General features: G+C 61.3%; 11 protein-coding genes. 5 read left to right on the top strand and 6 right to left on the bottom strand.

Annotated features, from left to right (window positions below; all coding sequences use genetic code 11):
* Window positions 1-12: 12 nt before the first annotated feature.
* Entirely contained in the window at window positions 13-390 is a 378-nt protein-coding gene (nirD, locus tag GYM54_RS04565) for a nitrite reductase small subunit NirD (protein WP_197445165.1), read from the bottom strand.
* Window positions 390-2,948 carry a nitrite reductase large subunit NirB gene (gene nirB, locus GYM54_RS04560; protein ID WP_197445164.1) on the bottom strand — a complete coding sequence of 853 codons (2,559 nt, stop codon included), beginning with the start codon at window positions 2,946-2,948 and terminating at the stop codon, window positions 390-392. Before nirB ends, nirD begins: the two co-directional genes overlap by 1 nt.
* A 629-nt stretch (window positions 2,949-3,577) precedes the next feature.
* Between nirB and GYM54_RS04555 the strand changes: the two genes are divergently transcribed.
* On the top strand, window positions 3,578-4,402 hold the full coding sequence (locus GYM54_RS04555) for an aldo/keto reductase family oxidoreductase (protein WP_197445203.1): 825 nt from the start codon (window positions 3,578-3,580) through the stop codon (window positions 4,400-4,402).
* A gap of 177 nt (window positions 4,403-4,579) precedes the next feature.
* Window positions 4,580-5,926: an esterase-like activity of phytase family protein gene (locus tag GYM54_RS04550; protein ID WP_197445163.1), complete on the top strand. Its 1,347-nt coding sequence runs from the start codon at window positions 4,580-4,582 to the stop codon at window positions 5,924-5,926.
* 197 nt (window positions 5,927-6,123) lie between these two features.
* On the opposite strand, the gene GYM54_RS04545 is transcribed toward GYM54_RS04550, so the two are convergent.
* Entirely contained in the window at window positions 6,124-7,158 is a 1,035-nt protein-coding gene (locus tag GYM54_RS04545; RefSeq protein ID WP_181104275.1) for an NADP-dependent oxidoreductase, read from the bottom strand.
* A gap of 296 nt (window positions 7,159-7,454) precedes the next feature.
* Window positions 7,455-7,817, bottom strand: coding sequence for a hypothetical protein (locus GYM54_RS04540; RefSeq protein WP_131651617.1), 363 nt, complete (start codon window positions 7,815-7,817; stop codon window positions 7,455-7,457).
* 389 nt (window positions 7,818-8,206) lie between these two features.
* Between GYM54_RS04540 and rfbD the strand changes: the two genes are divergently transcribed.
* Both rfbD and GYM54_RS04530 read left to right on the top strand, forming a co-directional pair.
* Entirely contained in the window at window positions 8,207-10,288 is a 2,082-nt protein-coding gene (gene rfbD, locus GYM54_RS04535; RefSeq protein WP_181104273.1) for a dTDP-4-dehydrorhamnose reductase, read from the top strand.
* 115 nt (window positions 10,289-10,403) lie between these two features.
* A complete protein-coding gene (locus GYM54_RS04530) occupies window positions 10,404-11,567 on the top strand; it encodes an NAD(P)-dependent oxidoreductase (RefSeq protein ID WP_181104271.1) in 1,164 nt (387 codons plus the stop codon).
* A gap of 45 nt (window positions 11,568-11,612) precedes the next feature.
* On the opposite strand, the gene GYM54_RS04525 is transcribed toward GYM54_RS04530, so the two are convergent.
* Together GYM54_RS04525 and GYM54_RS04520 are read right to left on the bottom strand one after the other, a co-directional pair.
* A complete protein-coding gene (locus GYM54_RS04525) occupies window positions 11,613-11,813 on the bottom strand; it encodes a hypothetical protein (RefSeq protein WP_131651614.1) in 201 nt (66 codons plus the stop codon).
* Between the two features lie 230 nt (window positions 11,814-12,043).
* Window positions 12,044-12,412, bottom strand: coding sequence for a YgaP-like transmembrane domain (locus GYM54_RS04520; protein ID WP_181104269.1), 369 nt, complete (start codon window positions 12,410-12,412; stop codon window positions 12,044-12,046).
* Between the two features lie 153 nt (window positions 12,413-12,565).
* Here GYM54_RS04520 and GYM54_RS04515 point away from each other — a divergent pair, with 153 nt between their 5' ends.
* Entirely contained in the window at window positions 12,566-13,462 is an 897-nt protein-coding gene (locus GYM54_RS04515; RefSeq protein ID WP_131651612.1) for a LysR substrate-binding domain-containing protein, read from the top strand.
* Window positions 13,463-13,539: the final 77 nt, after the last annotated feature.

Raw genomic sequence — 13,539 nt, 5'->3', positions numbered from 1 at the left:
GTCGGGCCGCGGTCAGGCGGCGGCGATTTCCACCGCATCGCCGTTCAGGCGCACCGGCCAAACCTGCAGGTGCTGTTCTGGATATTCCAGACAGCTGCCGTCGGCCAGGCGGAAATGCTGTTTGTACAGCGGGGATGCGATCACCAGGTCGCCCTTGAGCTGGCCGAGGATGCCGCGGCCGATGACGTTGGCGCCGGATTTCGGGTCCTTATTGGCGATGGCGTACACCTGCTCGCCGGTCTCGGTGTCGGGCAGGTGGAACAGCGCCACCTGCTCGCCATCGATCCAGGCGACCACGCCTGAATTGGCGACCAGATCGCGGCGGCTGCATAGTGCCCGCCAGCTTGCGGATTCAATCGATTGCATGCGTACGGCGTTGGGCTGGCTCATCAGAGCACCTCCTCGGTTACGGGAATCAGGTGGAGTTCGGACGCGTGCACCGGACGGCGCTGGCCGCGTTCCTTGACGAAATGAATATCCGGGTCGCCGCGCTGGTCGTTGACGAACGTGCGGAAGCGCTTGAGCTTTTCCGGGTCATTGATGGCGTTGGCCCATTCGCATTCGTAGCGGTCAACCACCAGCTGCATCTGCGCCTCGAGCTCGGCGGCGAGATTCAGGCTGTCGTCGATGATGACGTCCTTGAGATAGTCGAGGCCGCCTTCGAGCGACTCGCGCCAGACCGAGGTGCGCTGCAGCTTGTCCGCGGTGCGGATGTAGAACATCAGGAAGCGGTCGATGTAGCGCACCAGGGTCTCGTCATCCAGATCGGTGGCGAACAGCTCGGCGTGGCGCGGACGCATGCCGCCGTTGCCGGCTACGTACAGGTTCCAGCCGTTCTCGGTGGCGATCACGCCGATGTCCTTGCTCTGCGCCTCGGCGCATTCGCGGGTGCAGCCGGAGACGCCGAACTTGATTTTGTGCGGCGAACGCAGGCCCTTGTAGCGGTCCTCCAGACGCAGCGCCATGCCGACGCTGTCCTGCACGCCGTAGCGGCACCAGGTGCTGCCGACGCAGGATTTCACCGTACGCAGGGATTTACCGTAGGCGTGGCCCGTCTCGAAGCCCGCTTCGATCAGCTCGCCCCAGATATCCGGCAGCTCGTGCAACTGAGCGCCGAACAGGTCGATGCGCTGGCCACCGGTGATCTTGGTGTAGAGATCGTATTTCTTGGCCACGGCACCCAGGGCGATCAGTTTGTCCGGAGTGATTTCACCGCCGGCGATGCGCGGCACCACCGAGTAGGTGCCGTTCTTCTGCATGTTCGCCATGAAGGTGTCGTTGGTGTCCTGCAGCGGAATCAGGCCTGGATCGGTGATCGGCTTGTTCCAGCAGGAGGCGAGGATAGAACCCACCGCCGGCTTGCAGATGTCGCAGCCGGTATGGCCGCGGCCATGCCTGGTCAGCAGCTCGTCGAAACTGATGATGCCCTCGACGCGGACGATGCCGTACAGCTCCTGGCGAGTGTGGGCGAAGTGTTCGCAGAGGCTCTTGTCGACCTCGACACCGCGGGCCATCAGCTCGTGCTCGAAGACTTGCTTGAGCAGCGCACTGCAACCGCCGCAGCCGGTGCCGGCCTTGGTGGCGGCCTTCAACTCGCCGAGGTCGGTGATGCCGGCGTCAACCTGGCAGCACACCGCGCCCTTGCTGACGTTGTGGCAGGAGCAGATGGTCGCCGTGTCGGGCAGGGCATCGGCGCCCAGGGTCGGCGCGCCGTCAGAGAGCGGCAGGATCAGGCTGGACGGATCGGCCGGCAGTTTGATGCCGTTCTGCGCGTATTGCAGCAGGGTGTCGTAGTAGCTGTTGTCGCCGATTAGCACAGCGCCAATGACGCGCTTGCCATCTTCAGACAGCACCAGGCGGCGGTAGCTGGCGTTGGCTTCGTCGATAAAACGGTAGCTCTTGGCGCCCGGCGTCGCGGCATGCGCATCGCCGATGGAGCCGACGTCGACGCCGAGCAGCTTGAGCTTGGTCGACATGTCCGCACCGCTGAAAGGCTGGTGCGGCTCGCCGGTGAGAAGCGCGGCGACGTTGCGCGCCATGGTGTAGCCCGGCGCAACCAGGCCGAAGACCATGCCGTTCCAGGAAGCGCATTCGCCGACGGCGAAGATCGAAGGGTCGCTGGTGCGGTAGTCGGCGTCGATCACTACGCCGCCACGCGGGGCTATTTCCAGACCGGCGCTACGGCCAAGCGCATCCTGCGGGCGGATACCGGCGGAGAACACGATGAGGTCGGTCTCAAGGAATTCGCCATCGTTGAAGTTCATCCGGTAGGCGTACTCCTCGCCGATGACGATCTCCTGCGTGGCACGCGAAAGATGCACGCCTACGCCCAGCGCTTCGATGCGGGCCTTGAGTGCAGCGCCGCCTTCTTCGTCCAGCTGTACCGGCATCAGGCGCGGGGCGAACTCCACCACATGGGCTTCGAGCCCGAGCGATTTCAGCGCATTGGCCGCTTCCAGACCGAGCAGTCCGCCACCGACGACTACGCCGCGTTTGGCGTTGCTGGCGGCGGCGCGAATGGCATCGAGGTCATCAAGGGTGCGGTAGACCAGGCGCGAGTTGCCTTCGGCACCTGGAATCGGCGGCACGAAGGGGTAGGAACCGGTCGCCAGGATCAGCTTGTCGTACGCCTTGCGGCCTTCGCTGGTGACCACTTCCTTGCGCTCTCGGTCGATCTCCAGCACTTGTACACCGAGGTGAATATGCACGCCGTGAGCGGCGTAATAGTCGGCTTCGCACATGGCGAGGGAGTCGGCATCCCGGTCGCCAAAGTATTCGGACAGATGAACACGATCATAGGCGCGCTGGCGCTCCTCGCCGTACACGTGCAGCTGGTACTGGCCCAGCGCGCCGCGCTCGATCAGTTGCTCGACGCAGTGATGACCCACCATGCCGTTGCCGATGATGACCAGCGTTTCACTCTTGATCGGGGTGACGATTGCGTTCATGACCGGTTCCTCCGTCGATGCCGCGTTGCGGCGCCGTCGTACAAAAACAAAAAAGGCGCCTGGAGCTGTCGGCAGCTCCAGGCGCCTTTGCCTGGTAATTCAAGAGTTGTGGGGGTGATGAATCGAGCGTCGTTGCCCGTAGCACCCGTCCCGTGCCTTTCGCGGCTGATGGTCATCGTTGACCGGCGGGAGGCTCTGCCGAATCGGTCGGCAGGCTTTGCATGTGGCATAGCAGGTTGCGTGCCAGCGACGGGTGAGATGTCAGGGCGGAGAGAGCCGCTGCCAAAGTGTTGGTGGGCTGAAGCCCACCCTACGGCACTGGAAGGCTCATGTAGGGTGGGCTTCAGCCCGCCGATAGCGCTAACGGCAGACACGTCAGGTTCCGCTTGCCAAAGCGCGGCGCTGACCCACAAGGGTGCGGTGCTCGCTCCACGTTCCCTTTTTTGGGGCGATACGCAGAGCGTTGTCATTTCGGCCGAGCTAACCTGGAGCGGATTCGAACCTTGCGCTGCGGGTTCGGTCAGTACCCACCTTAAAGCACTGCAGCCTAACCGCTGTTACATGTCCAATATCCGGTCAATCGTGGAGATCACTTGAACAAGGTCGTCGAACAACCCCTGTTGCTGGGCATGATGCGTCTGATGCAATACCCCGACCTGGCGCAGCCGAAAGCATTGCTGAGCTTTCTCGAGCGCTGCGTCGAACGTGGCGTGAGCGCTTTCGATCACGCTGACATTTATGGCGGCGGCGAATGCGAGGCGCATTTTGGTGCCGCTTTGAAATTACGCCCGGCGTTGCGCCAGCAGATTCAGTTGATTGGCAAGGCCGACATCGTGCCGGCAGCGCAGGACAGGTCGCGCTGGGGCGTCAAGCATTACAACACCCAGGCTGCGTATCTCACCGAGGCGGTCGAGGGTACCCTGAAGCGCTTGGGTGTCGAGCGCCTGGACGGCTTCCTGCTGCATCGGCCGGACCCTTTGCTGCAGGTCGATGAGGTTGCCCGGGCGCTGAACGACCTGGTCGGCAGCGGCAAGGTTGGTTGGCTCGGCGTATCCAATGCCGAGTTGCTGCACTGCCAAACGCTGGCGCGCGAACTGCCCCTGCGCTGCAACCAGATCGAGTTGTCGCTGCAAGCCCAGGAGACCGTATGGGACGGGCGCCTGCATGCCATGGAAAGTGAGGGCCTGCATGTGCTGGCATGGTCACCGTTGGCAGGTGGCCGTTTCAGCCCGGCGCTACAACAGGCGCTTGAAGAGGTCGGCGCGGCATCGGGCGCTACTGCCAATCAGGTCGCGCTGGCCTGGTTGCGCAAGCTGCCCGGCAAGCCAGTGCCCATCCTCGGCAGCCTGCGTTGGGATCGAATCGAGGAAGCCCTGGAGGGCGCCGAGCTGCGGCTGGATACTCAGGCCTGGTTCTATCTCGCTCAGGCGGCACGTGGACATGAGGTGGCCTGAGACGCCAGCTTGAGACCGAGTTGCATCGTGCAACTGAGTGGTCTAGCGTCAGCTTGCCGACGCTGCGTCAGTTTTAGCCATATTCCTGACACAGTCGCTTCCTAAGGTTGTTCTCCGATGCCAGAGCGTCGTGCATGTCGCGCGGCGCTGGCTCCGACCGGATGGAGACACTGACTCATGCGAATCCCGAAGCCGCTGGTCGTGGCGCTTGCCGCTGCGATCTCCGCCCCTGCGATGGCCGCCAACAACACCTTGGTAGGCTGGGCGATGATGCCCGCCGACACCTTTTCCGACGGTCCGACATCGGGTCAGATGGCCAGCGCCAACCCTTACGGCACCTTTGCGCCACCGTATGAGAATCGCCAGCCGGTGCAGGGCTTTTCCGCAGTGCTGCCGGGTGCGGATGAAAACAGCTTCATATTCATGACCGACAACGGCTTCGGTGGGCAGACGAACTCCGCCGACACGCTGTTGCGGCTCTACAGCGTGCGGCCCGATTTCCGTACCGCCAACGGCGGCAGCGGCAAAGTCAGTGCGAGCGACTATCTCAGCGGTGCGCCACTGGCTCGCTTCACCCACACGTCGCGCCTCACGCTTAACGACATCAACCAGAAGCTTGAGCTGCCGATCCAGGCCGATTACCGCTTTTATTACAACGACGGTTCCAAGCCACGCGTCGATAGTGCAATCGATTTCGGCCGCCTGCTGACGGGCGCTGACCTGGACATCGAATCGGTGCGCCGAGACAAGAATTGCGCGATGTGGTTTGGCGACGAGTTCGGGCCATACCTGATCAAGACCGATGCGTCGGGCACCGTCACTCGCAGCGCTATCTCACTGCCCGGTGTCTACGCGCCGCAGCATGCCGATGTGGTTGCGGGGCGAGCAACCGCCAACCTGGGCGGGTCCGGCGGTTTCGAAGGCATGGCGATCAACCCTCGCGGGGACCGGCTGTACGCGCTGCTGGAAAAGGCCGTCAGCGGTGATGCGGCCGGTACCTTGCGTATCAACGAGTTCGACATCGATCAGGAGCGCTACACCGGTAAGGTGTTCTTCTACCGCCTGCAGGAACCCGAACACGCCATCGGTGACATGACTGCGATCGATGAGACGCGATTCCTGATCATCGAGCGCAACAACGCAACCGCCACCAACGGCGCTCCGTTCAAGAAAATCTACCTGATCGAAACCCGCGGTGTCGCCAGTGGCGGGGAAGTGCGCAAGACCGAAGTCGTCGACCTCATGCAACTGGCCGATCCCGATGACCTGAACGGCGACGGGCAACGGACATTCACCTTTCCCTACGTGACCATTGAAAGCGTGTTGCCACTGGATTCGCGTACTCTGCTGGTGACCAACGACAACAACTTCCCGGGCGGCGGCGGGCGCGCACTGGCGGCGGACGTCACCGAGTTTCTGAAGATCCGCCTGGCTAATCCGATTCCTGGCGTCCGTCCGCCGCACCAGCAGCAGGCGAGAGATGCTCGCCGTTGCGATGTGTCGGCTGGGCTGAGCCAGGGCTGATTTGGTTTGAGGCGTAGGCGAGGGCTTTCCTGAAGACCACGCAGCGCTCAACAACAACTGTCCGGCGCTCACCGAGGCAGGGCGGACTTTTAGCTCACCAGGGAAAGCGCCGCGGCAGCAATGCCAGTTGGCAATGTCTAACGCGTAGGGTGGGCTTTAGCCCACCAAAATAAAGCGCCGCGGCAGCGGCAGGCTACTCAGGCATCGCCCACCTGCACCACCAGCTTGCCGAAGTTCTTGCCTTCAAGCAGCCCGATGAATGCCTCGGGTGCGTTTTCCAGCCCTTGCACAATCTGCTCGCGGTACTTGATCTTGCCCTCGGCATACCAGGCGCTCATGTCTCGGGCGAACTCGTCATAGCGATGGCCATAGTCGTTGAAGATGATGAAACCCTGCATGCGCATACGCTTTTTCAGGATGGTATCGAGTAGCAACGGCAGACGGTCCGGCCCGTCCGGCAGGTCGGTGCTGTTGTACTGCGCGACTACGCCACACACCGGCACTCGCGCGCTGGTGTTGAGCAGCGGTAGCACCGCATCGAATACCTTGCCACCCACGTTCTCGAAATAAATGTCGATGCCGTCAGAGCATCGCTCGGCCAATTGCTGGGCGAAATCGTCGGCGCGATGGTCGACGCACGCGTCGAAACCGAGCGTCTGCACGGCATGACGGCATTTTTCGGGACCGCCGGCAATGCCCACCACACGACAACCCCTCAGCTTGCCGATCTGGCCAACCGTGGCGCCGACTGGCCCGGTGGCGGCCGCCACCACCAGCGTTTCTCCGGGTTTCGGCTGGCCGATGTCGAGCAGCCCCATGTAAGCGGTAAAGCCCGGCATGCCGAGCACGCCCAAGGCATGGGAGGGGTGCTGCATTTCGCGACCGAGCTTGAGCAACCCTTCGCCGCCCGACAGGGCATAGTCCTGCCAGCCGTTGCCGCTGAGCACCCAGTCATCTTCCTGATAATCAGGGTGACGGGACTCGACGACCCGGCAGACCGTACCACCGACCATGACATCGCCCACTTCCATCGGTGGTGCGTAGGACGGCCCGGCGCTCATTCGGCCGCGCATGTAAGGGTCTAGCGAGAGATAGACGGTGCGCAACAACAGCTGACCGTCTTCGGGGCTCGGCACCGGGCTGGTTTCCAAGCTGAAGTTGTCCGGCGTGGGTGCGCCGTTAGGGCGTGAGGCGAGGCGAATGCTGCGGTTGTGTTGCGATTGCTGGGTCATCGCGGTCTCCAATGGATCGTCAGGGCAGTTCAAGGTGGGAGCGTGTGGGGCGCGTGATGTTCCATCGATACGGAGAACAGCAGCGGGTGTACGTAGAGGGCGAGGGGGATCAAGAGCCCCAAAATAGAACCGCCCCCATCGAGGGGGCGGCTACATCGCCGATAAAGCGCTACGCAGCGACGTCAGACGTCGAGCCAACCTTCATCGCGGAAGCTGTTGAACTCGTATTGGTTCCAGTCGCCGCCATTCGATTCACCCGGTGTCGCGGATTTGTGGTTTCGGCTGCGCGAGCAGGGTCAACGAAGCGAAGCGCCTTCGGGCTTGCACACCAGCAAGGCGATTGGTCCACCAGCGGAATATTTGCCCGGCACGCGCATGACCGCTTGCTCGTTAGGGCTGATCGAAACCGCCGGGGTCGCCGTCATCACGGTTTCTTCAGGCAAGGCGTGAAACTGGCACGAGGCTATTTCCTGGCTGCGATTGGTCACCTTGATGGCCGGGACGCCCTTCAGATCGACCTTGCTCGAGGACGCTTCCGGCACACCAAGTTCTTCCAGTTCGAGGTCCATGCCGTTCAAGCGTGTGGTTACCAAGGGTTCTTGCCCGAGGGCAGGGAGCGCGAACGCCAGACTGACCAAGGTCAATAAAGATCTTTTCATTCTGCTTCTCCGTCTTGGCTATCTATTTATGTGAACAGGGCTGACGCGTTGAGTTCGGGTCGCGTATGGGACGTCTGCGCGGAGTCCGTGTTGGCTGCGTCGAACGAGGCGTAACGTGATGGCGGCTTTGTGTAACCGAGTCCAGCGTGAGGGTTAGCCGGCCCGTTGCGTCTGCTGCTCAACAGGCCAGGCGTACGGCTGAAAGCGTTTGGCCACATTTCGTTGCACTTTACTGAACCCCGTTCTTCCTCCTAGGTCAGAGCTGAGCGCCATGGCCAAAGGCCCATGACGCCACCGCAGCGCACCCCTGCCGCTCATGCGATCGGGTCGTTGTTCGACTGTTCGGTTGGAATCCCCACCGCCTTCTTGACTAGATGCCGAGCGCCTCAATGGATCAGATATTCGCCGTCGTACTCTCGTACAAGCGCAAGGATTTGCTAGCGCGTTGCCTGGATGGGATCAATGCCCAGACCCGACCTTGCGACGGCATCATCGTCGTCGACAATGCCAGCAATGACGGGACCGAGGAGATGCTGCTCCAGACGGGGCTGGCGAACCTCAAGGTGTATGTCCTCTCGCACAACACCGGAGCATCGGGAGGCTTCAGTGCCGGATTCCGTCTCGCCTATCAGCAGGGCGCCGACTTCGTCTGGATGATGGATGACGATGTGATTCCCGAGCCGGACGCCTTGCAGAAGCTGCTCGAGGCCGATGAGCAATTGCGCGCTCAAGGTAAGCCGCACTCGTTTCTGGTCTCCAAAGCCCATACCAGCGAAGGGTTGTTGACCAACGTTCCGCGCATCGACGAACGGACCAATGAAATCGACTATGAAAACTGGCCGGAACTGCTCGACATCGGTGTGGTTCCGGTTCGTCCCGCAACCTTCGTCTCGATCCTGGTGCCCAGAGCATCGCTGCAACGCCACGGCTTGCCCATCGCGTCCATGTTCATGTGGGGCGACGATACCGAATTCACCATGCGTATCAGTCAGGACATACCCGGTTACTTGGTAACGGCGAGCAGGGTGCTGCATATGCGACGGGTCAGCGGCGCCATCGATATCCTTCGGGAAACCGACCCGAACCGGGTCGCGTTGCATCGGCATCTGGTGCGCAACGAGTTGTTCGTGGCGCGTAAATACTTTCGCAAGCGTCGCGTCCTGGGCTTGTTGTTTTCCCGCTTGGGGCAGGTGGCTCGCATGCTTCAGCGCGGTCAGTTCGCCAAGGCGAAGATCGTGGCGAAAGGTCTACTCGAAAGCGCCCGCTTCGCACCGGAGCCGGAAGCCGCCGATTCGCCGGTGGAAACGCTTGGCGTCAGCGTACGCGCGTTGATCCCAACGCCGAGGACCGTTACGTCGAAGGTCGTCGAGACTTCGCCGCTTCCGGCCATTGAATCAATCGAGGCTGATTGGGGCGCAATGCAATCAACCGATGCTGAATCGAAACAACCCCGATCGTTCAGAACGAACATGCGCGTGCTGGTATGCGGCGCAGGCGGGCAGGTGGGGCGCTGTCTGGTCAACCAAGCTCCGAGTTTTGGGCTGGAAGCCATCGGCCTGCTGCATAAGGACGTCGACATCACATCTTCTGAGCAAATTGCCCAGGCGATCGAGCGCTACCGGCCGGCGCTGATCATCAACGCGGCGGCCTATACCAATCTCGATCATGCCGAGGCGGAGGTCGCGCATGCCGAAGCGGTGAATCGCGACGGCGCTGGAAATCTGGCCCAGGCCGCCAAGCGGTTCGGCATTCCGCTGTTTCACCTGTCCAGTGAATATGTCTTTTCTGGTGATGGCTCGCAGCCTTATCGAGAGACCGACCCGGCCCTGCCGATCTGCGTCTATGGCAAAACGCGGCGGGCGGGGGAGATCGTCATCAGCGAAACCCTGGATCAATATCTGATACTGCGCACCAGCTGGATCTACGGCGAGCATGGCAACAACTTCGTGCAGACGATGCTTAATCTCGGCCGCAAAACGAACGAGATATCTGTCGTAAGCGATCAGGTCGGCTGCCCGACTCGCTCACGAAGCGTCGCCAGGGTATTGATCGAGCTCGCGCTGCGCTATTGCCGTGATGGTGATTTGGAATGGGGGCTGTACCACTACAGTGGATTGTCGTCGTGCTCGTGGGCCGAGTTCGCCGTCGAGATTTTCCGTGAAGCGGAACGGACCGGCTTGATAGACAAAGCGCCGCAGGTACTGCCGGTGACAAGCGGAAGCCTGCCGCGCGCCGCGGCCCGGCCGGCCTGGTCGGTTCTCGATTGCAGCCGGATCGAGGACACCTTTGGCATCAGACCTAAACCATGGCGCGAAGAGCTGCGGCATGTGATCAGACACATGAGTGACATCCCAGCGACGCTTTTCGGGCCGGCGCCAAGTCGCGTGCCGTTCCGGACTCACCCACAAAACGAGGCGGCTGGGCCATGCCTGACTCGCTTCGAGTGCGCGCAAGGAGCAAGCCAGCGGTAAAGCTACCCGTTTTAAACTTTTTCCAAATGTAACAGTCTGAGCTTCACGCAAAACCAAAGGGACTTTCGTTATGGGCGAATCAGCAGTTAGACGAGTGGGTGTTTCAGGCACAGGGATGATTTCGCATTGCTTCGTCCGGCTGATCATGCAGCACTGCAAGGATCTGCAGATCAGTCGGGTTCTGACTCGCAGGAACATTGGAACGCTGAGCGACTTCCCGCTGCGAGATACGTTAACCAACTCCGTTGATGAGCTCATTTCGAACTCGGACATCATCGTCGAGTGCACGGGCGACGTGTTCTTCGGGACGGAAGTCATCGAGCGCGCATTCGAAGCCGGGCTCCCGGTGGTCACGGTCAATGCCGAACTTCAGGTCACCACCGGTTCTTATCTATCAGGCAAGGGGTTGCTGTCCGAAGCCGAAGGTGATCAGCCGGGCTCTCTCGCTGCGTTGCGAGAAGACGCCTTGCAGATGGGCTTCAAGCCGCTCGTCTACGGCAACATGAAGGGCTATCTGAACCACAACCCGACACCCGAAGACATGGCCTACTGGGCCAAACGGCAGGGTATCAGCATCGAGCAGACCACATCCTTCACCGATGGCACCAAGGTGCAGATCGAGCAGGCGGTGGTCGGTAACGGTTTCGGCGCGACCATTTCCCGTCAAGGTCTGGAAGGGGTGGCTTCAACCGACCTGAACCTCAGTGCAAGCGTCCTTGGCTTGATTGCGGACGGCATCGGGCAGCCCATCGTCGACTACGTCGTGCCCAGCGGTTATCCGGCTGGTGGGGTTTTTCTGGTGTGTCGCCACGATGAAGCCCAGGCACCGGCGATCGAGTATTTCAAGCTGGGCCCCGGTCCGTATTACGTGCTGACGCGTCCTTTCCATCTATGCTCGCTCGAAGTCGGAAAAACTGTTCGTCGAGTGCTGGCCGGAGGCGGCGTACTGCTGAACAACGCGATCGAACCGACCCTGGGCGTCGCGGCGATAGCCAAGCGGGTCATGAAGTCGGGCGACGTGATCGGTCGTGGTATCGGAGGCTTCGATGTGCGTGGCGAAGCGGTGCGACTCGCCGATGAGCCTAACCATGTCCCCATCGGTTTGCTCCGCAACACGGTGCTCAAAAGAGCCGTCGAGCCTGGGCAGTTGATCACCTTCGACGACATCGACATTCAACCCAGCCGCGTGCTGGATATCGTGCTCCAGCAGCGCGAGAAAGTGATTCAGCGGATCGATGTATCGCCCGTGGTGGACGACATCCAGCAAGCACTCAGATGAGCAGGATGGGAGACGGAGCGCGCTGACAGATCGGCAACTGACCGGTTAGCTCGGCGCCGTTGCGCTCAGAGGGGCCGTGCAAAGCGCAGTCCAAACGCTCCGAGCAAGCTGAACGGCTGCGCCGCCAAAGGAGGCGGCTTCGTTCTGAGCTTCCTGCTCGTTATCGAACACCGCTAACACGCTGCCGTAGGAATAAACCACTCCCCAGTGTCCAGCTTCTTCGCCGTCGAGCTTTATAGCGTCCATTAGTGTCATCCTGAGAGTTTTACGAAATGTGACGAAATCACGTCGCATAAATACCATGCCGCCAAAATCCCGACAATTGCCGTTCGGCGGCGCTCTCGAACGCACTGGTGCGAAGCGGATTGCTGTAGCTTCAGTTAGAACTGCCCTTCCAAGTCGAGGACCCGTGCGTCAGCAAACTGGTCCGTCAACTTGAGCTGGCAGTGAATAACGATCGACCTGCCTGCGACGCTTTAGCTGGTGCGTTGCTCACCCGGGTGGGTTTCATGCCCCATCGGGGTGGTGTCCGGTAGCTTCACTTCGGGCTCTACGAAGTCTGGGCTGTGCACCTCCGAGTCGAGCGGCATATGGCTATAACGCTGTTTGTTGGCCAGGTCTTGAGTGCGATGCTGCTGTTCGGTCTCGGTCAGTATGCGCTTGGCCTCGCAGCGTCCGCTGATGCCACGTGCCAACGCCATGCCGCCCATTGCGAGCTGCAGCAAACCGCTGATGCCGCCGCGACGCAGCCCTTTGCCCAACAGCATCAAGCCGCCCGCCACTGACGCGGTGCGCTCCCAACCATGCACGTTTTGCGGAGCGGTCTTGTCGAAAAGCCGATTCATGGTGATCTCCTTTGCTCGCTTTCTCGTTGTGCTTTCGGCAACGCCACCCTGCGATTCGTTCTGGGCGGCGGATGAAAGGCTCGAGCGTTAGCGAAGGAGCAGGCCGATTGCTTTTTCGGTAGGCTCTGGCCCCTCCAATCAGGATGACTCGACATGTGGCATATCGATCCGGTATCGCTTCGGCTGTTCATCGCGGTGTGCGAAGAGGGAGCCATCAGCAAAGCCAGCGAGCGGGAGTTCATCGCGCCCTCGGCCGTCAGCAAGCGAATCGCTGACATAGAGGCGGATATCGGCACGCCGATGCTGTTGCGTAGCAAGAAAGGCGTGGTGCCGACCCCTGCTGGCCAGGCCCTTCTGCGGCACGCTCGGCAACTGTTGCGCAGTATGGAGCGCCTGCAAGGCGAGCTAAGCGAGTACGCCGAGGGCGCGCGTGGACACGTAAAGATTCTCGCCAACGTGTCGTCGATCATCGAGTTCCTGCCTGAGGAACTGTCGGATTTCATGCTGGAAAATGCGCATATCCATGTCGATATCGAAGAGCGCTTCAGTCCCGATGTGGTGCGTGGCGTTGCGGAGGGGCAGGCGGACCTCGGTGTGTGCCGCAAGTCCATGGTCGCTGGTGATCTCGAATTCATCGACTACCGCAGCGACCATCTAGCCGTCGTCGTCAACGGCGATCATCCCCTGGCCGGGCGCACTCAACTCGCCTTTGCCGAAACGCTGGATTACGACCACCTGGGCCTGTCCGCCTACGCCACGCTGAACGCCTACATGCAACAGGCTGCCGCCCAGGCGGGAGGCGAAGTGCGCTTTCGCACCCATGTGTCCTCGTTCGATGCGGCCTATCGCCTGATCCATGTGGGGCTGGGACTCGGCATCTTTCCGAGTGAGGCAGTGAGTCGCTACACGGACTTGTTCGATCTACGAGTCATTCCGCTGACCGATGATTGGGCACTCGGCCAATTCGTCATCTGCGTCCGCGATGCCGAGGCGCTGTCGCTATCGGCGCGTCGACTGCTCAATCACCTGCTGGCACGGGTACCCCGCTAGCAGCATGCCTGAGCTGGCCATCCATCGTGGTTTGCGATGGATAGAGGCTTGAATAACGTCTTTTCGCGGCGTGGCAG

The organism is Pseudomonas sp. MTM4, from assembly GCF_019355055.1.
Taxonomy (GTDB): Bacteria; Pseudomonadota; Gammaproteobacteria; order Pseudomonadales; family Pseudomonadaceae; genus Stutzerimonas.
Note: the sequence above shows the minus strand (reverse complement) of the source record. Positions and strands in the feature narration are given on the sequence as shown.